The following is a 19,275-nucleotide window of genomic DNA, read 5'->3' as shown; positions in this document are numbered from 1 at the left end:
AAGATAGGCCACCGCGACGGTACGCGTACATGCCGCCCACAGCGAGTGCCTTCGACGTGACAGCCTACGCCGACGAGACCGACGACCTCCAGACCGAGGCGTTCCAGACGGCCATCGACGACTGCTCGGAGTCCGGCGGCGGGACCGTCACCGTCCCCAGCGGGACGTACACCGTCGGAACCGTCCACCTCCGAAGCGACGTGACGCTCTATCTGGAAGCCGGCGCGGTCGTCAGCCCCGCGAAAGACGAGTCCGAGTACACGGACAAGTTCATCGGCCCCGACAACGAGCGCATCTTCTTCCTCGCCGAGGGCGTCGAGAACGTCACCATCGCCGGCGAGGGCGAGTTCGACGGCCTCGGGACCGAGTTCATGCGGATGGACACGCCCATTCAGGGCCACTCCAACGAGAGCGCGTCGCACCCGCTCATCTCGAACGGACCCCACGAGGCGCGGCAGGGCGACGCCTACCTCTCGCGGACGGGAGGGACGGACGGCTGGCCGGTCGCCAAGCCCGATTTCCGCCCCGGCCCGATGTTTCGGTTCAACAACTGCACGAACGTCCGCGTCCGCGACGTGACCATCCGCGACATGCCCGCGTGGACGCTGTCGTTCCACGGGACAGAGGAGGTCGACATCCGCGGCGTCGACATCCTCAACCACCTGCTCATCCCGAACTGCGACGGCATCGCGCTCGGCGACACGCGAAACGTCCACATCTCCGACTGCACCATCCAGTCGTGCGACGACAGCATCACCTTCGGCGCGCGGCCCGACGAGTCGACGACCTGCGAGGGCATCGTCGTGACGAACTGTACGCTCCGGTCGAGCGCCTGCGCCATCAAGTTCGGCTCGGGGACCGACGACACGATTCGCGACTGCCTGTTCCAGAACATCGTCGTGCAGGAATCGAACCGCGGCCTCGGCATCCAGCACCGCGATTCGGGCGTCGTCGAGAACGTGCTTTTCACCGACATCGTCGTCAACTCCAACATGCTCCCCGGCCCGTGGTGGGGCAAAGGCGAGCCAATCTACGTCACGTCGGTCCCGCGGGACGACGACACCGACCTCGGCGGGATTCGGAACGTCCGCTTTTCGAACATCGTCGCGCGAAGCGAGAACGGCGCGCTCGTCTACGGCTCCGAGGGTTCCGATATCGAGACTATCGAGTTCGACAACGTCCGCATCGAACTCACCGGGAGCGACCACGCCGACGAGGTGGGCGGCAACTTCGACCTCCAGCCGAGTTCGGTCGTCACGCCCATCTTCGCCAACGACATCGCCGGCGTCCACGTCGAGAACGCCCGCGACGTGACGATGCGCGACGTGACCGTCGAGTGGGGCGACGACGGCGACCTGCCCGACTACTACCGGAGCGGGCTGGCCTGCGAAGGCGTGGACGGCCTGCTCGTCGACGGCTTCGTCGGGAGACAGGCCCACCGCGACGACGACGCGGCGGCGGTTTCGCTCGCCGACACGACGGACATCACGGTTCGGAACTCCCGGGCGACCGAGGGGACGGGGACGTTCCTCTCGCTGTCGAACACGGCCGACGAGCGCCTGTTCGTCAACAACGACCTCATCGACGCCGCCGACGCCGGCGACGTGGAGTCGTTCGAGCGGTCGGGGAACGCCCTCCCGCGGTAATCCGTACGTTCAAGCCGACGCGACGGGACGGGGAAACGCGAACACGCGCAGTCGAGACAGCGGTGCGCGGTGTACGATTCGGTTCGGATAGCCGTATCGCCGTCTGTGGCCGTTCCAGCGGCGGTTCTCCCCGTGAACGGTGGGTTTTTGCTCCGAGCCGCCGACGGTCGAGTCGATGGTACAAGAGCTAACGCTAGCCGAAGCCAAGACGATTCTCAACGCGATGGAGGAGAAAGCCGAGGAACTCGGCGTGCCGCTGAACCTCGCGGTGACCAACAGCGAGGGCAACCTCCTCGGCTTCCGCCGGATGGACGGCGCGAAGCTCGTCGCGAGCAACATCGCACAGAACAAGGCCTACACCGCGGCCGCGGTGAAGAAGCCGACCCACGAACTGAAGGAAGGTGCCGAACCCGGCGGCGACGTGTACGGCCTCCACACCACCGACAACGGTCGCGTCGTCGTCTTCGGCGGCGGGTTCCCGGTCGAACACGACGGCGTCGTCGTCGGCGCGGTCGGCGCGAGCGGCGGCGCGGTGGCCGAGGACATGGAGGCGTCACAAGCGGGGCTCGACGCGTTCGAACCGCTCCGCTGAGACGCCCGCGTCGGAGTCGCCGAGTCCGGTTTCGGTTCCGACGACACCCAATCCAGCGTATCTGTCCTCACGGTCCCTTTTCGGTCAGAACCGAGCGTACGCCGAGCGGTCGGTCTCGGCCGCGTAGAGACTGCCCGTCATGTCTGCGACGTAGAGCGTCGAGCCATCGGGTCCGCCGAGCGTGCAGTTCGTCGGGCGACTCTCGGGGAACGGGTGGCGTTCGAGCACCTCGCCAGACGGGGCGAACACGTATATCGACGGTCCCGGTCCGCTTTTTTCCCAGCCGGCGCAGGCGACGATTTCGCCGGACGCCGTGAGCGTCATGCCGTCGATGCCGCGGTGGTCGCCGAAGTCGTGCAGTATCTCGCGGGGGCCGAGCGACCCGTCGTCGCGAATCGGGTAGGCCCGCAAATCCGTCGCTTGGTCCGGGCCGTAGGTGCATTCTGCAACGTACAGTCGCGATTCGTCCGGCGAGAGGAGGATGCCGTTCGGGCGGTCCATCTCGTCTGTGAGGTGGACGAGTCGCCAGTCGTCGCCCGCGTCGGCGTCCGCATCCGGCCGCTCGGCGCGGAAGACGGAGGTGTGGCCGAGCAGGCCCCGGTCCTTGTCGTCCGGGTCGGTGAACCAGATATCCCCGTCGCGGTCGATTTCGAGGTCGTTCGGCCCGTTGAGCGGCGTCCCCTCGAACTCGTCGACGACGACCGTCGCGGGTTCGTCCGGGGCCAGTGCGGCGGTGCGGTGGCCCTCGGCCTCGCAGGCGTACAACTCGCCGCCGCGTCCCTCGTGGAGGCCGACCGCGCCGGCGGTCGAGTCGATGTAGACGCTCGTCTCTCCCGTGTCCGGGTCGTATTCGAGGACCTGATACTCCTGTATCTCCGTGAATCGAACCGCGTCGCCGGTCCAAATCGGACCCTCGGTGGCCCGGAACGGACCCGCGACTCGCTCGAACTCCCATGCCATCGCGTGGTCGTTCCTCCCACGAGACCTTAAACATCGTCCGTCACTCCATACGTGCCAATGTGTCAATCGTATTTCCGATTAGAGAATCAGCTTCGGGCGTGGGACCACGCGAGTACGTCAATTCGGTCGTGGCCGGAAAAGACGTGGCACGCGAAAGCATCAGCACGACGGTTAGAAAACATATAAAGATACAAATGAAATGTTGGTCCTATCTTTTAAATTGAAATTCATTGGCACTGGTGAATATTCAAATAATTCAAATAACTCAATTATAAATCATAGTTTACAGATGTATAAGCGATTTTCGAATCTATATCGAGGTAATTACTTCGAAGTAGCGAGTATACCCGTGCTGTCTGAATAGTCGATTTCAAAATAATCAGATTCGAATACAAAGTTGTATTCTGACAGGTATCGTATTCGGGCGACCGATAACGGTATAGCCGGGAACGGACTCTCGTCGCAGTAACGGGAGAAATACGGTCGAGAGTGGCGCACGAGCGCCAGCGGGCGGGAAACTAATCCGCCAGTCGGCCACGACAGTCGGCGGAGTTCTGCGGACGGTCGTGCAGTCTGCCGATTACGGAGACGCGACCAGCCGTGTGGCAGGCGACAGACAACCACATTGTTCCATATTGTTCACAGAGCATTTCGTTTTGAACCGAGAATATTGTTTTAGGTTACTATACGGTACCTTTATGTTCCATTGCAATCGTGTGAGAATGAGTAACGCATGTCGAGAAAGGACATCACACAGATGCGGTCGCAGGCGGGGTCGGCGTCGGAGTCGGTCCGCGCTCGGTTCGGAGACGCGGCGAGTCGGCGGAACTTCCTCAAGGCGCTCGGGACTGCCGGCATCGCCGGTCTCGCCGGCTGTTCCGGCGGCGGCGAGAGCTACGACGGCCAAGAACAGACCACGGCCTCGGGCGGCGACGACGAGGAGACAGAGACGGAGTCGTCGTCCGGCGGCGACGGCGGCGGTTCGACGCTCCGCATGAGCGCGACCCAGCGCTTCGGGACCGTCGACCCCGCGAAGGGGACCGACTACACGCAGGTGCTCGCGTTGGTCAACCTCTACGACCCGCTCGTGTTCCCCGACACGGAGGGGAACCTACAGGGGCACCTCGCCGAGGACTGGACCGTCTCGGACGACAACCAGACCTACACGTTCACGCTCCGCGAGGGCGCGACGTTCCACAGCGGCAACCCCGTCACGGCGGAGGACGTGCAGTTCTCGGCCGAGCGCTTCCTCGATATCAATCAGGGCTACTCGTCGCTACTCGGGAACGTGCTCTCGAAGGAGAACGTGACCGTCGAGGACGAGCGGACGGTGTCGTTCACGCTCGACCGCGTCCACTCGCCGTTCCTCGCGACGCTCGTGCTCCTGTTCGTCGTGGACAAGCAGTTGGTCCTCGACAACGCCGAAGACGGCGACTTCGGCGACCGCGGCGACTACGGCCAGTCGTTCCTCAACGACAACGACGCCGGCTCCGGCCCGTACGAACTCGCGGGCTTCGAGCGGCAGGCGCAGATTTCGTTCAGCCGCTACGCCGACTACTGGGGCTCGTTCAAAGACGGCGCGTACGACAACGTCACCGTCCAAATCATCACCAACGACCCGACGGTTCGCTCGCTGATGAAGACGGGCGAACTCGATATGTCGAGCCAGTACCAAAGCGAGGAGACCTACGAGGCGCTCGCGGCCGAAGACGACATCCGCGTCGAGTCGGTGCCGACGGTGACGACGTTCTACTTCAAAATCAACACCCAGAAGGCCCCGACCGACGACCCCGCCGTCCGCGAGGCGATGGCCTACGGCTTCGACTACGAGACGGCGCGCAACGAAATCGCGCCGGGGTCGCTCCCCGCGCAGGGCCCGCTCCCGTCGTCGTTCGGCGTCCACAACGACGACATCGTCCAGCCGACCTACGACCCCGAAAAGGCGCGGCAGATTCTCGCCGACGCCGGCTACGAGGAGGGTGACATCACCGTCCAGAACACCTACGTGAAAGATTACGGCCTCGAAGAGAAGATGGGGCTTCTGTTCCAGCAGAACATGGACGAAATCGGCATCGACGTCGAGTTGAACCCCCAGACGTGGGGGACGATGACCGAACTCGCCACGAGCGTCGAGGACACGCCGCACATCAATCAGGTGTTCTACGGGCCGGTGTACCCCTCGCCCGACACGGTGTTCTACAACCAGTACCACTCCGAGGCCGCCTCGACGTGGATGAGCATGGAACACCTCGAAGACGAGAACGTCGACTCCCTCATCGACGAGGCTCGCTCGACGGTCGACGCCGACACTCGCGCCGAACTGTACGCCGAAGTGCAGGAACGCATCGCGAATCAGTACCCCGACCTGTTCATCTTCGTCCAGTCGAAGAAACACGCCTTCGCCGACGACGTGCGGGGCTACACCTTCCGCCCGTCGATGAGCTTCGACTACTGGTTCCCCGACTTCTACCAAGAATGAAGTACTGGCAGTATCTCGTGCGCCGGCTCGCGGGCATCCTCGTGAGTCTCATCGGCCTGTCGATAATCATCTTCACCACGTCACGAGTGCTCCCCGGGAACCCCGCGCGAATGGCCCTCGGCGCGCTCGCGTCGGAAGAACAGGTGCAGGCGCTCGCGGCCGAGATGGGCCTGAACAAGCCGATTCCCCTGCAGTATCTCGACTACATGCGGGGCCTGCTTGTCGGCGACCTCGGCACGAGCCTCGAAACGAAGCGCGCGGTCAGCACCGACATCGTCTACTACCTGCCGGCGACGCTCGAACTCATCACCGTGTCGATGTTCCTCACCGTCGTCATCGGCATCCCGCTGGGCGTCATCGCCGCGCAGAACAAAGACGGCCTCGCCGACAACGCGACGCGGCTCGTCGCGTTCTTCAGCGTGAGCGTGCCCGGCTTCTTCATCGCAATCATGTTCCAGCTGATATTCGGCTACCTGCTCGAATGGCTCCCCATCACGGGGCGACTCGGCTCGGAGTTCGGGTCTGGCGTCTCGCGGTTCACGGGCTTCCTGCTCGTGGACACCCTGCTGTCGGGGAACCTCGCGGCCCACGTCGACGCGTGGGCGCACATCATCCTCCCGGCGCTCGCGCTCTCGCTCGCCGGCATCGGACAGGTGATGCGCATCACCCGGTCGAGCATGATTGACGTGAAAGACCAGGACTACGTCGAGGCCGAACGCGGCTTCGGCCTCCCCTCGTGGCTCGTCACGTACAAGTACACGCTCAAGAACGCGTTCATCCCGACGCTCACGATTCTGGGGCTCCTGTACGCCTCGCTTCTGGGCAACGCGTTCCTCATCGAACTCGTCTACTCGTGGCCCGGTCTCGCGTCCTACGGCGTCACCGCGGTGCTGAACAACGACTTCAACGCCGTCGTCGGCGTCACGATGACCATCGGCGTCGCGTTCGTGAGCATCAACTTCCTCGTCGACGTGCTACTGGGTCGCGTCGACCCGCGCATCAGATTGGCGATGGAGGAGGCGACATGAGCACCGAGTCGGCGAGCGTCCTCGACCGGGTCGTCTCGGCCGAGCGCCGCGAGCTCTGGCAACGGTCGTGGAAGCGCTTTACGAGCAGGCCGATGAGCGTCATCGGTCTCGGCATCATCATCGCCATCGTCCTGCTCGCCGTCTTCGCGCCCGTCGTCGCGCCGTACCCCGAACACGCCGGGAAGTTCACCGACTTCTCGAACACGCTCCAGCCGCCGAGCGTCGACCACCCGCTGGGGACCGACCACGTCGGCCGCGACGTGCTCTCGCGCATCCTCTTCGGCTACCGGCTGTCGCTCATGCTCGTGGCCGTCGTCCTCGGCTTCGGCGTCCCCGTGGGCGTGCTCCTCGGCCTCGTCGCCGGCTACTACGGCGGCTGGACCGAGACGATTATCATGCGGGCGACCGACACGGCGCTCGCCTTACCGCCGCTCGTGATGGCGCTGGCAATCACGTCGGCCCTGGAGCCGACGCTGACGAACGCGATGATAGCCATCGCGGCGCTGTGGTGGACGTGGCACGCCCGCCTCGTCCAGAGCATCGTCTCCAGCGAGCGAAGCGAGGAGTACGTGCAGGCCGCGAAGCTCGCCGGCGCGAGCACGCCGCACATCCTCTTTCGGGAGATTCTCCCGAACACGCTGTCGCCGATTCTGGTCAAGGTGACCCTCGACGCGGGCTTCGTCATCCTCATCGGCGCGGGCCTGTCGTTCATCGGCGTCGGCGTCCAGCCGCCCCAGCCCGGCCTCGGGACGATGGTCAGCCAAGGGACCTCTTACCTGCCCGACTCGTGGTGGGTGAGCGTCTTCTCCGGGCTCGCCATCTTCGTCCTCGTGATGGGGTTCAACATGCTCGGCGACGGCCTGCGTGACCTCTTCGACGTGGAGGTGAACCGATGAGACTCGACGAGCCGGTCGCCGAGAACCCGCTTTTGACCGTCGAAGACCTCGAAGTCGGCTTCGAGTCGTTCGACGGCCTCGCGGAGGTCATCGACGGCGTCAACCTCTCTATCGGCAAAGGCGAGGTTGTCACCATCGCCGGCGAGACCGGCTGTGGCAAGTCGGTGACGATGAAGTCCATCCTCCGCCTGCTGAATCAGCCGCCCGCCCGCGTCAGCGGCGAAATCACGTTCGACGGGACGGAACTGCTGTCGCTTTCGGACCGCGAGTTCGAGCGCGTCAAAGGCCAGCGGATGAGCCTCGTCTTCCAGGACCCGATGTCGAGTCTGAACCCGACGTTCACCATCGGCGAACAGCTCACCGACACCGCGCAGTTCGGCGGCGACAGCGACACGGGCGTCGTGGAGTTCTTCCGCCGCCGCTTCAGCGGCGAGCGCGACGAGGCCCGCGAGCGCGTCTTGGAGATGCTCCGCGAGGTCCAGATGCCGGACCCCGAGAACATCATGGACTCGTACCCGTCGCAACTGTCCGGGGGGATGCGCCAGCGCGCGCTCATCGCGCAGGCCCTGCTGAACGAGCCGGACCTGCTCATCGCCGACGAAATCGGCACCGCGCTGGACGTGACGATTCACGACCAGATTCTCGACCTGCTGAAGGACCTCATCGAGAACCACGACCTGAGCGTCCTGATGATCACCCACAACCTCGGCGTCGCCCGACAGGTGAGCGACCGCGTGTACGTCATGTACGGCGGCCGCATCGTCGAGACCGCGCCGACAGAAGAGCTGTTCGAGAACCCGAAACACCCCTACACGCAGGGGCTCATCGCGTCGATTCCGCGCCTGACGGGCGACGAGATGGCGACCGGCATCGACGGCTCGATTCCCGAGTACCTCGACCCGCCGCCGGGCTGTCGGTTCGCGCCGCGGTGTCCCTACGCCACCGCCGAGTGCGAGGAGGCCCGCCCGGAGATGTACGAGCGCGGCCCGCAGACGGGCGTCGAGTGCGTCCTCTACGACGAAGCCGTGCCGGCGTCCGAGCGGCCGACGGTCGAAGAGACCCGGAGCCACATGACCCGGCGACCGGGCAAGCAGACGGGGGGTGACTGACGTGTCCGAACCCCTGCTCGTGGTCGACGACCTCGAGAAGTACTTCCCCGTGAAAAGCGGCATCATCAAGCGCACGTCCGACCACGTGAAAGCGGTCGACGGCGTCTCGTTCGACATCGAGCGCGGGGAGACCCTCGCGCTCATCGGCGAGTCCGGCAGTGGGAAAAGCACCGTCGCCCGGACGATTATCGGCCTGACCGGCGCGACCGGCGGGACGGTCAGATTCGACGGCGAGGACATCACGAACGCGACCGACGAGCAACTGGCTCGCCTCCGGTCGCGCGTCCAGATGGTGTTTCAGGACCCCACGTCGAGTCTGAACCCCCGGCGGACCATCGGCAAGTCGCTCGCGGTCCCGCTCAAAGCGCGTGGCGTGCCGAAGTCCGACCTCCGGGAGCGCGTGGTCGACCTGCTCGAACGCGTCGAGCTGAACGACGAGTACTGGAACAAGTACCCCCACGAACTCTCCGGCGGGCAGAAACAGCGGGTGAACATCGCCCGCGCGCTCGCGGTCGAGCCGGAACTGCTGTTGCTCGACGAGCCGACGAGCGCCCTCGACGTGAGCGTGCAGGCGAAGATTATCGCGCTCCTCGAAGACTTACAGGCGGAGTTCGGACTCACCTACCTGTTTATCACCCACGACCTCTCTTTGGTCCGCAACTTCGCCGACGAGACAGCCGTGATGTACCTCGGCGAGATTCAGGAACGCGGCCCCACGCAGGAGGTCTTCCAGCGGCCGCGACACCCCTACTCGCGGGCGCTTCTCTCCGCGATTCCCGTCACGACCGACGAGGAAGAGGCGTACAAGCCGCGGCACGAACCGCTCCGGGGCGAAATTCCGAGTCCGCGGGACGTGCCCACGGGCTGTCGGTTCCACACGCGGTGTCCCTACGCGACCGACGCGTGTTCGGCCGACGAACCGCAGTTCGTCGCGGTCGACGCCGGACCCAGCGTCCGGTGTCACATCTACGACGAGGCGTACGCCGACGCGTTCGACGACGTGCCCGAGGTGGCCGTCGCGGCGGTCGCCGACGAGACGGTCGCATCGAACCAAGAGCCATGAAGATAACCACAGACAACATCGACGACTTCGCCACCGGCGCGACCGTCCTCGGGACGGGCGGCGGCGGCGACCCCTACATCGGGAAGCTGATGGCACAGCAGGCTATCGAAGAGCACGGACCCGTCGACCTCATCGACCCGCGAGACGTGCCCGACGACGCGCTCGTCATCCCGAGCGCGATGCTCGGCGCGCCGACCGTGATGGTCGAGAAGATGCCGAAGGGAACCGAGGCGCTCTCCGCCTTCGAGGCGCTCGAAACGCACCTCGGACAGGAGGCCTACGCGACGATGAGCATCGAGGCGGGCGGGCTGAACAGCACCGTCCCCATCGCCGTCGCCGCCGCGCTCGGGCTTCCCCTCGTGGACGCCGACGGCATGGGCCGGGCATTCCCCGAGGTGCAGATGGTGACGCTCACGATGGGCGGCGTCAGCGCCACACCGATGAGCATCGCCGACGAGAAGGGCAACTCGCTTCTCGTGAACACCGTCAGCAACGAGTACGCCGAGGCGTTCGCCCGCGTGACGAGCATCGAGATGGGCGGCGCGTGCATGATAGGCACCTACGCGCTGTCCGGCGCAGAAGTCCGCGAACACGCGATTCTGGACTCGATGTCCCTCGCCCACGACATCGGCGAGGCGATTCGCACCGCCAAGCACCGCTCGCGGGACCCCGTCGAGTCGGTCCTCGAACTCACGGACGGCTACGAGCTGTTCGCGGGGAAGATAACCGACGTGGAGCGCCGGACCGAAGGCGGCTTCGCGGTCGGCGAGGCGACCCTCGACGGCATCGACGACTGCGAGGGCCGGACGTTCACCCTCGACTTCCAGAACGAGAACCTCGTCGCCCGCGACTCCGAGCGCGGCGTCGTGGCGAGCACGCCCGACCTGATTACGGTCGTGGACGCCGAGACGGGCGACCCCGTCACCACCGAGCGACTCGCCTACGGCCACCGGGTGCGGGTCATCGGCATGCCGTGTTCGCCGAAGTGGCGGACCGAGGAGGGACTCGACCTCGTCGGCCCGGCGTACTTCGACTACAGCATCGACTACGAACCAATCGAAACTCTCCAGCAACCCACGAATGACTGACTACCGAATCGGAATCGACGTCGGCGGCACCAACACGGACGCCGTCGTCATGGACGGCGACGACAACCTCCTCGCGAAGACGAAGACCCCCACGACCGAAGACATCACCTCGGGCATCCTCAGCGCCCTCGACGTGGTCCTCGACGACAGCGGCGTCTCCGAGGACGAACTCGACTACGTGATGCTCGGCACGACCCACGCGACGAACGCCATCACGGAGCGACGCGGCCTCAACGAGGTCGGCGTCATCCGCATCGGCGCGCCCGCGACCCAGAGCATCCGCCCGCTTCTCGAATGGCCCGACGACCTCGCCGAGGCCATCGGCAACAACGTCGCCATCCTCGACGGCGGCCACGAGTTCGACGGCCGACTCCTCAACGACCTCGACGAAGAACAGGTCAGAGCGCAGATTCGCGAGTTCGCCGACGTGGACGCCTTCGCCGTGACGAGCGTCTTCTCGCCCGTCCGCGACGACCACGAGACGCGGGTCGCAGAACTCATCCGCGAGGAGGTCGGCGACGACGTGCCCATCTCCGTCTCGAACGAAATCGGGAGCGTCGGCCTGCTCGAACGCGAGAACGCGACGGCGCTCAACGCCGCGCTCACGAGCGTCGCCTCGGAGGCCGCGAACGCCTTCGTCGAGGCGATGGACGAACGCGGCATCGACGCGAACCTCTACTTCGGCCAGAACGACGGGACGCTGATGAGCGTCGACTACGCCATCCGTTACCCCATCTTCACCGTCGCCAGCGGTCCCTCGAACTCGGTCCGCGGCGCGGCGTACCTTTCTGCGGTCGAAAACGGCATCATCGTCGACGTCGGCGGCACGACGACCGACGTGGGCGCGGTCACCGAGGGCTTCCCCCGCGAGAGCAGTGTCGCCGTCGAAATCGGCGAGGTGAAGACCAACTTCCGCATGCCAGACATCATCGCCATCGGCATCGGCGGCGGCTCCATCGTCTCGACCGACGACGGCGTCACCGTCGGCCCCCAGAGCGTCGGCTACAAGCTGACCGAGGAGGCGAGGTGTTTCGGCGGCGAGACGCTGACCGCGACCGACCTCGAAGTCGCCGCGGGCACCATCGACATCGGCTCCGTGACGCCGGACGTGGACGCGGACATCGTCGAGGCCGCCCGCGAGTACGTCAGAGAGCGCGTCGAGCGCGAGGTCGACCGCATGAAGACGAGCGCCGAGCCCGTCCCCGTGGTCATCGTCGGCGGCGGGAGCATCCTCGTCCCCGACGACATCGCGGGCGCGAGCGAGGTCCACAAGCCCGACCACTACGAGGTCGCAAACGCCGTCGGCGTCGCCATCGCGCAGGTCTCCGGCGAGGTCGACCGCATCTACAGCCTCGACGAGATGGACCGCGAGGAGGCAATCCAGCACGCGAAAGACGAGGCCACGGACAACGCGCTCGCGGCCGGCGCGGACCCCGACAGCGTGGACATCGTCGACGTCGAGGAGGTCCCGCTTTCGTACCTGCCCGGCAACGCGGTGCGAATCAAGGTGAAGGCCGCCGGGGCGCTCGAGCACTGATGACGATCGAAATCGGCGTCGAGGAGATAGAGGACATCGCGCTCGGCGCGACCGTTCTCGGCACCGGCGGCGGGGGCGATCCCCACGTCGGCAAACTCGTGGCGAAGCAAGCCATCGAGGAGTTCGGTCCCGTCGAACTCCTTCCCCCGGACGAACTGGACGCCGAGGACTTCGTCGTCCCGACCGCCCAGATGGGCGCGCCGACCGTCTCGGTCGAGAAGCTCCCGAGCGGGCGGGAGGCCGTCACCTCGATGGAGCGCGTCGAGCGCGAAGTCGGGAAGACCGCCGACGCGACGATGCCCATCGAATGCGGCGGCATCAACTCCACGTTCCCCTTCGCCGTCGCGGCCCGCCGCGGGCTTCCCGTGGTCGACGCCGACGGCATGGGTCGGGCGTTCCCCGAACTCCAACACGAGACGTTCAACATCTACGGCGTCAGCGGGACGCCCGCCGCCGTCAGCGACGAGCGGGGGAACACCTGCCTCATCGAGACGGACGACAACGACCAGTTGGAGTGGCTGGCCCGCGGCGTCACGGTCAGGATGGGCGGCGTCGGCTACGTCTCCGACTACCCGATGACCGGCGCGCAGGTCAAAGAGACGGCCATCCCCGGGACGATGTCGCTCGCCCGCGACCTCGGTCGCGCGCTCCGACTCGCCGAGGACGACGCGATGGACGCCGTGCGCGAGGTGACCCGCGAGTCGATTTACGGCGAGGCGCGGTCGCTGTTCGAGGGGAAAATCGTCGACGTCCAGCGCCGCACCGAGCGCGGGTTCGTCTTCGGGCACGTCGATATCGACGGCCTCGACGCCGACGAGGGGTCGGCGATGCGCATCGAGTTCCAAAACGAGAACCTCGGCGCGGCGGTCGACGGAAGCTACGTGGCGACCGTCCCCGACCTCATCACCGTCCTCGACCGCGAGACGGGCGGCCCGATTCCGACCGAGAGCCTCCGGTACGGGGCGCGGGTCCGCGTCCTCGGCATTCGGACGCCCGAGATAATGCGGACGCCCGCCGCGCTCGACGTGTGGGGGCCGGCGTCGTTCGGCCTCGACGCGACCTACGAACCACTCGCGGACCACCCATGAGTTTCGACATCCCACACCTGACGGAGGTAACGCTCGACGACCTCGAAGCGCTCGGCACCGGCGCGGGCATCCTCGGCACCGGCGGCGGCGGCAACCCCCGCCTCGGCCGCCTGCGCCTGCAGACGCTCCTCGAAGACGACGCCTACCCCGATTCGGTCGAACTGGTCGACCCGCGGGACCTCCCCGCGGACGCCACCGTGGCGAGCGTCGGCGGGATGGGCGCGCCCACCATCAGCGTCGAGAAGTTCGCCGGCGGCGACGAGGAGGTACAGTCGCTTCGGGCCATCGAAGACCTCTCCGGCGAGACGGTCGACGCGCTCATCCCCGGCGAAATCGGCGGCGCGAACAGCATGGCCCCGCTGTGCGTGGGGGCGATGACCGACCTCCCCGTGGTCGACGCCGACGGCATGGGCCGGGCGTTCCCCGAGCTCCAGATGGACACGTTCTTCATCTACGGGACGCCCGTGAACTACGCGGCGACGACCGACGAGCGCGGCAATCAGGTCGTCTACCGGGACATCGACTCGGCCAAGCGCCTCGAAGACCTCGCGCGGGCCATCACCGTCCAGATGGGCGGTCGCTCGGGCTACGCCTTCCCGCTCATGACCGGCGCGTTCGTCTCGGAGTACGCGATTCCGCACACCGTCTCGCTCGCCACCGAACTCGGGCGGGCGGTCGAGCGCGCCCGCGACGCCGGCACCGACCCCGTCGACGCCGGCCGCGAACTCCTCGGCGGCGAGGAGCTGTTCGCCGGGAAAATCGTGGACGTACATCGTCGCAACCGCGACGGCTTCGCGCTCGGGAGCGTCACGCTCGCCGGGATAGACGAGAACGAGGACGCGACCCTCGAAATCGAGTTCCAAAACGAGTTCCTCGTCGCGCGAGACGACGACGGCGACCTCCGCACGACCGTCCCCGACCTCATCTGCCTCGTCGACACCGACACCGGCGCGCCGGTCACGACCGACGCCCTGCGGTACGGCCAGCGCGTCCGCGTCCTCGGGGTGCCCGCGCCCGAACTCCTCACGACGCCCGAGGCGCTCGACGTCATCGGCCCCGAAGCGTTCGGGTACGAGGTTCCGTACGACCCGCTTCCGCGGGACGAGACGGGGTGGTGACCCGCCGGACGCGCGGACGCGCCGGACCGGTCCCCGCGATGCGACCCACAGACTAGCCGATTCGGAACGACTCCCGTGTCGTTTTGATACGGTTGCGCCATCAGCAGTTTCAAATCGAACCCCGAAATACATCCGATCATGGAAAACCCCGACCTCACGTCCGCCGACGCGCCGCCCGACCCGAACACGCCGGAAGCCGTCCTCGAAAACTACCTCGACGAGCACGACTACGAGATATTCCGCGCGCTCAACGAGAACGGCCGCATCTCCGACACCGAACTCGCCGAGCGCGTCGGGCTCTCCCGGACCGCGGTCCGTCGCCGCCGCGAGAAGCTCCAGGAGAGCGACGTGCTCGAAATCCTCGCGGTCATCGTCCTCCAGGAGGCCGACCTCGCCGACGCGCAGATACTCGTCTCGTTCGACCAGCACGTCTCCTCGGAGGTTCGGACCGAGTTCATCACGATGCTCATCGAAGAGGGGCTCGTCTACAACGCGAGCTCCTGTCTCGGCGAGTACGACCTCGTGTTCAGCGCGTGGCACACCGACCTGAACGCGCTGAAAGAGTACGTCTGGGACCTCTTCGACGGCGAGGACATCGTCGACGACTACACCATCGTCCCGCTTCTGAAGACGTGGAAGGCGTGGGACAAAGAGCTGGACCGGCCCTAGTCGGGGTGGAGGGTCGAATCCGCCGCCCGACCGCCGACCGCGAGACCGGCGGCCCGGCCGCGCCGCCCAGATTAGGGAGACCCGGAACGTTAACTCTCCGGACGGCGTGGGAGTGTCTAATGGCAATCACCACCGAGTTCGTCCTTCGGTCTCCTTCGCTCCCGCTCGTCAGCGTCGCGGACGCCCTCCAGCCCGACGGGGTCGAGTGCGCTCACGCCCTCTGCCTCCGGCCGGACGTTCAGGTGTTCACCGCGCGGTTCGACAGCGACGACGGCATCACCGAAAGCGACCTCCTGGCGTTCGACGAGGTCGTCGAAATCGACGCGCTCGGAGAGACGGGCGACAAGTCGGTCTACAAACTCACCGTCGAACTGGCGGAGTCGGTCTCGAAGGCGTTCGAACCCGACTTCGAGGGCGCACAGCTCGAGCCCACGGTCGTCACCGCCGACGGCTGGTACGAGACGAAAGTGTTCAAGGAGTACGAGGGGTTCAACAGGTTCCGAGAGAGCTGTGAGGCCAACGGCATCTCGCTGGACCTCGTGTCCATCACGTCGGAGGCGTCCGCGTCCGACGAGTCGTCGGACAACCTCACCGACCGCCAGCGGGAGGCGCTGACGCTCGCCGTCTCCCGCGGCTACTACGAGAGTCCGCGGCAGGTCACGTCCGAGGAGCTGGCCGCCGAGCTCGGCATCTCGCAACCGTCGCTGTCGAGTCTCCTCCGGCGCGGCGAGCGGCAACTGATTACCTCCTCGCTGGGCATGCAGGCGCGGATGCAACCGCCCACGCAGTGAACCGCCGCGGGGTCACGTCCCCACGCGGTCGGCTCGCTTCCCCGTGGTCGAGCGGGACGGTCACCCGCCAGCAGTTAAATGGACTTTCCATATAGCATCGAATCTATGCCCCTTAGGTCCGTACCTCACATCGTACATGAAATCAGCAGTCTATCGAGGTCCGGGCGACATTCGCATCGAGGAGAAACCCGAACCCGAGATTCAGGACCCGACCGACGCGGTCATCCGCGTCACCCACACCGCAATCTGCGGGTCCGACCTCTGGTTCTACCGCGGCCACGAGGAACACGAGGCCGGTTCCCCCGTCGGGCACGAGCCGATGGGAATCGTCGAGGAAGTCGGCGAGGACGTCACGAGCGTCCAGCCGGGCGACCGCGTGCTCGTCCCGTTCGCGTACAGTTGCGGGGAGTGCGAGTTCTGTCGCAAGGGCATCCACACCGCGTGTGTGGAAGGCGGGTTCTTCGGTCCCCACGGTAGCGAGGCCGGCGGCGCGCAGGCCGAGAAGGTCCGCGTCCCCCACGCCGACGGCACGGTCGTTCGGGTTCCCGAACGGTACGCCGACGACGAGGAGACGCTCAAATCGCTCCTCCCGCTGACGGACGTGATGTCGACCGGTCACCACGCCGCCGTCTTGGCGGACCTCGAAGCCGGTGACACCGCGGTCGTCATCGGCGACGGCGCGGTCGGGCTGTGCGGCGTCCTCGCGGCCAAGCGCATCGGCGCAGAGCGCATCATCGCGGTCGGCCACCACGAAGACCGCTTGGAAGTCGCCCGCGAACTCGGCGCGACCGACACCGTCTCGTCCCGCGGGCAGGAGGCCGTCGAGGAAGTCCTCGAACTCACCCACGGCGGCGCGAACCACGTCCTCGAATGCGTCGGCGCGGCGTCGGCGCTCGAAACCGCCGCGCAGGTCGCCCGCCCCGGCGGCTCCATCGGTGCCGTCGGCGTCCCGCACGTCGAGTCCGCCGACTTCCTCCAACCGATATTCTTCAAGAACCTCTCGTTCTCCGCCGGCGGCGCGCCCGTCCGGAACTACATCGAGGAACTCATGGACGACGTACTGCAGGGCACCCTCGACCCGTCGCCCATCCTGACGAAGACCGTCGACCTCGACGGCGTCCCGGAGGGCTATCAGGCGATGGACGACCGCGAGGCCATCAAGGTCATGGTGAAAATCGACGAGTAAGACGCGCCACTCGCCCACACGAAAGCCGGGACGCGCCCCGGCGTAGACGGCCGTTTCAGCGGGGCCCCCCTCCCCAACCCCAATCCACCACCCACCACGCCGTCAGAGGCACCCAACTGGGTCCCGCTTCCCTTTTCGAAGCCGCTCTGTCGAGCATCCATCGCCCCGAGAGTACTTAAATAGGCTTTGGGTATAGCATCACGACCAAGCGAGGGAGGACCGAAGAGCAAACATGGACGTGACACACATCCCATCGGCCGAGACCGAAGTACTGGAGCATCCGGTTCAGGAGTCGACGGTGCTCCTGACCAAAGGCGTCGCGAGCGCGTTCGACGGTACGAGCGTGAGCGCCTCTGAAGTGACGTTCCGCGCCGGCGAGCGGACCAAGTGGCACACGCACGACGGCGTGCAAATTCTGTACGTCACCCACGGCACGGGCGTGGTGGGGACGCGCGACGAAGAGCGGACGGTGTCGGAGGGCGACCTGATAGCGTTCGACCCTGACGAGGAACACTGGCACGGAAACGAGTCGGGCGCAAACGCGCCGTTCAGCCACCTCTCGGTAATCGCCCAACCGGAAGGGGCCGGGCCGACAGTCGTCGAGTGACCGGAACGGCGACAGGTGAGGCAGTCCGACAGTTCACATACTGCGTGCGTCGTCGTCGAATCAGGTCAGGTCGTCCAGCGCGGCGCGAAGCGCGTCGACGGCCTCGCCGAGTTGCGCCTGCGAAATCGTCAGCGGGGGCTGGAAGCGCATGACGTTCTTGTAGTAGCCGCCGACGCCCATGACGACGTTGGACTCCTCGCGGAGGTGTTCGCCGACCGCGGCCGCGAGCTCCTTGTCCGGGGCGGGCGCGACGTGTTGCGGGCCGGTCGTCTCCGGGTCGACGAGTTCGATGCCCTGCATCAGTCCGAGGCCGCGGGCCTCGCCGACCACGTCGTAGTCGGATTCGAGCGTGGCGAGTTCGGCAGAGAGCCACTCGCCGTTCTCGCGGGCGTTGTCGATGATGCCGTTCTGGAGTTCCTCGATGGTCGCCAGCGCGGCGGCGCAGGCGACGGGGTTGCCGCCGAACGTCGAGAGATGGTCGCCGGAGCCGAAGGCGTCCGCGATGTCCGCGGGGGCCGTGAACGCGCCGAGGGGCAGGCCGTTGGCGATGCCCTTCGCCTGCGTCAGGATGTCGGGTTCGACGCCGAAGTGCTCTGTGGCGAACAGTTCGCCGGTGCGGCCGTAGCCGGTCTGGACCTCGTCGGCGATGAGGAGCGCGCCGTGGTCGTGGGCGATGTCCCGCACTCGCTTGAGCCACGCCTCCGAGGGGACGACGATGCCGGCCTCGCCCATGACGGGTTCGACGACGACCGCCGCGAGGTCGCCGCTGGTGTGCGAGCCGATGACCCGTTCGAGCGCGTCGGCGCAGTCCGCGCCGCAGGTGTCGCCCTCACAGCGGGGACACCGGTAGGCGTACGGCGGCGCGGTGTGAGCCACGTCGTTGATGGTCGGGGCCATGTCCTGCTTGTAGGCCCTGTTGCCGGTGAGCGCGAGGCTCCCGAGGGTGCGGCCGTGGAAGCCCATCTCCAGCGAGATGACCTCCTTCGAGCCGGTGTACTTCCGGGCGAGTTTGATAGCTCCCTCGACGGCCTCGGTGCCGGAGTTACAGAAGAACGTCTTCTGGAGGTCGCCCGGCGTCACCTCGGCGATGGTCTCCGCGAGGTCGGCCACCGGCCGGTTCGGGTGGACGTACGAACAGCCGTGGACGAACTCCTCTAACTGCTCGGTCGCGGCCTCTACGACGGCCTCGTTGTTGTGTCCGACGTTCGTCACCGAGATACCCGAGAACACGTCGAGGTACTCGTTGCCGTCGAAGTCTTCGAGGGTACAGCCGGACGCCCGCTCGACCGGGACGTTCAGCGATTTCCAAATCGGCATGAGATAGTCGTCGTACGCCGCCTCGACCGACGAATTCGTCGTCTGTTCTCTCATAGAAACACAGTCTAAACTGAATCCTAATAAATTGTTCTGTGTGGGAC

The 19,275-nt window shown here is 66.2% G+C and carries 17 protein-coding genes; 15 read left to right on the top strand and 2 right to left on the bottom strand.

What is annotated here, in order from left to right; all coding sequences use genetic code 11:
* Positions 1–29 precede the first annotated feature (29 nt).
* Both C438_RS06500 and C438_RS06495 read left to right on the top strand, forming a co-directional pair.
* Complete coding sequence (locus tag C438_RS06500) at positions 30–1,646, top strand: glycosyl hydrolase family 28 protein (RefSeq protein ID WP_004968529.1); 1,617 nt, start codon at positions 30–32, stop codon at positions 1,644–1,646.
* 175 nt (positions 1,647–1,821) lie between these two features.
* Entirely contained in the window at positions 1,822–2,238 is a 417-nt protein-coding gene (locus C438_RS06495) for a GlcG/HbpS family heme-binding protein (protein WP_004968528.1), read from the top strand.
* Positions 2,239–2,322: 84 nt separating this feature from the next.
* On the opposite strand, the gene C438_RS06490 is transcribed toward C438_RS06495, so the two are convergent.
* Positions 2,323–3,198: an SMP-30/gluconolactonase/LRE family protein gene (locus C438_RS06490; protein ID WP_004968527.1), complete on the bottom strand. Its 876-nt coding sequence runs from the start codon at positions 3,196–3,198 to the stop codon at positions 2,323–2,325.
* A gap of 757 nt (positions 3,199–3,955) precedes the next feature.
* Here C438_RS06490 and C438_RS06485 point away from each other — a divergent pair.
* The 13 genes from C438_RS06485 (at position 3,956) to C438_RS06425 (ending at position 17,857) form a co-directional block, all read left to right on the top strand.
* Positions 3,956–5,677, top strand: a complete 1,722-nt coding sequence (locus C438_RS06485) for an ABC transporter substrate-binding protein (RefSeq protein ID WP_049917840.1) — start codon at positions 3,956–3,958, stop codon at positions 5,675–5,677.
* Complete coding sequence (locus C438_RS06480) at positions 5,674–6,705, top strand: ABC transporter permease (protein WP_004968525.1); 1,032 nt, start codon at positions 5,674–5,676, stop codon at positions 6,703–6,705. Before C438_RS06485 ends, C438_RS06480 begins: the two co-directional genes overlap by 4 nt.
* Positions 6,702–7,601 (top strand): ABC transporter permease, encoded by a 900-nt coding sequence (locus C438_RS06475; protein ID WP_004968524.1) that lies wholly within the window; start codon positions 6,702–6,704, stop codon positions 7,599–7,601. The genes C438_RS06480 and C438_RS06475 overlap by 4 nt, the downstream gene beginning before the upstream one ends.
* Positions 7,598–8,710, top strand: a complete 1,113-nt coding sequence (locus C438_RS06470; protein WP_004968523.1) for an ABC transporter ATP-binding protein — start codon at positions 7,598–7,600, stop codon at positions 8,708–8,710. Before C438_RS06475 ends, C438_RS06470 begins: the two co-directional genes overlap by 4 nt.
* On the top strand, positions 8,703–9,773 hold the full coding sequence (locus C438_RS06465) for an ABC transporter ATP-binding protein (protein ID WP_004968522.1): 1,071 nt from the start codon (positions 8,703–8,705) through the stop codon (positions 9,771–9,773). The genes C438_RS06470 and C438_RS06465 overlap by 8 nt, the downstream gene beginning before the upstream one ends.
* A complete protein-coding gene (locus C438_RS06460; protein ID WP_004968521.1) occupies positions 9,770–10,861 on the top strand; it encodes a DUF917 domain-containing protein in 1,092 nt (363 codons plus the stop codon). The genes C438_RS06465 and C438_RS06460 overlap by 4 nt, the downstream gene beginning before the upstream one ends.
* Complete coding sequence (locus tag C438_RS06455; protein ID WP_004968520.1) at positions 10,854–12,398, top strand: hydantoinase/oxoprolinase N-terminal domain-containing protein; 1,545 nt, start codon at positions 10,854–10,856, stop codon at positions 12,396–12,398. The genes C438_RS06460 and C438_RS06455 overlap by 8 nt, the downstream gene beginning before the upstream one ends.
* A complete protein-coding gene (locus C438_RS06450) occupies positions 12,398–13,486 on the top strand; it encodes a DUF917 domain-containing protein (protein WP_004968519.1) in 1,089 nt (362 codons plus the stop codon). Before C438_RS06455 ends, C438_RS06450 begins: the two co-directional genes overlap by 1 nt.
* The gene (locus C438_RS06445) at positions 13,483–14,604 is read left to right on the top strand and encodes a DUF917 domain-containing protein (RefSeq protein ID WP_004968518.1); all 1,122 of its coding nucleotides are present in this window, start codon (positions 13,483–13,485) and stop codon (positions 14,602–14,604) included. Before C438_RS06450 ends, C438_RS06445 begins: the two co-directional genes overlap by 4 nt.
* Positions 14,605–14,742: 138 nt before the next feature.
* The gene (locus C438_RS06440) at positions 14,743–15,273 is read left to right on the top strand and encodes an Lrp/AsnC family transcriptional regulator (protein WP_004968517.1); all 531 of its coding nucleotides are present in this window, start codon (positions 14,743–14,745) and stop codon (positions 15,271–15,273) included.
* 119 nt (positions 15,274–15,392) lie between these two features.
* Positions 15,393–16,064, top strand: coding sequence for a helix-turn-helix domain-containing protein (locus C438_RS06435; protein ID WP_004968516.1), 672 nt, complete (start codon positions 15,393–15,395; stop codon positions 16,062–16,064).
* A gap of 136 nt (positions 16,065–16,200) precedes the next feature.
* On the top strand, positions 16,201–17,250 hold the full coding sequence (locus C438_RS06430) for a zinc-dependent alcohol dehydrogenase family protein (protein ID WP_004968515.1): 1,050 nt from the start codon (positions 16,201–16,203) through the stop codon (positions 17,248–17,250).
* 232 nt (positions 17,251–17,482) lie between these two features.
* The gene (locus C438_RS06425; protein WP_004968514.1) at positions 17,483–17,857 is read left to right on the top strand and encodes a cupin domain-containing protein; all 375 of its coding nucleotides are present in this window, start codon (positions 17,483–17,485) and stop codon (positions 17,855–17,857) included.
* 60 nt (positions 17,858–17,917) lie between these two features.
* On the opposite strand, the gene C438_RS06420 is transcribed toward C438_RS06425, so the two are convergent.
* Positions 17,918–19,228, bottom strand: a complete 1,311-nt coding sequence (locus C438_RS06420) for an aspartate aminotransferase family protein (RefSeq protein WP_004968513.1) — start codon at positions 19,226–19,228, stop codon at positions 17,918–17,920.
* Between the last annotated feature and the right edge of the window lie 47 nt (positions 19,229–19,275).

This window comes from Haloferax denitrificans ATCC 35960 (assembly GCF_000337795.1).
Lineage (GTDB): Archaea > Halobacteriota > Halobacteria > Halobacteriales > Haloferacaceae > Haloferax > Haloferax denitrificans.
Note: the sequence above shows the minus strand (reverse complement) of the source record. Positions and strands in the feature narration are given on the sequence as shown.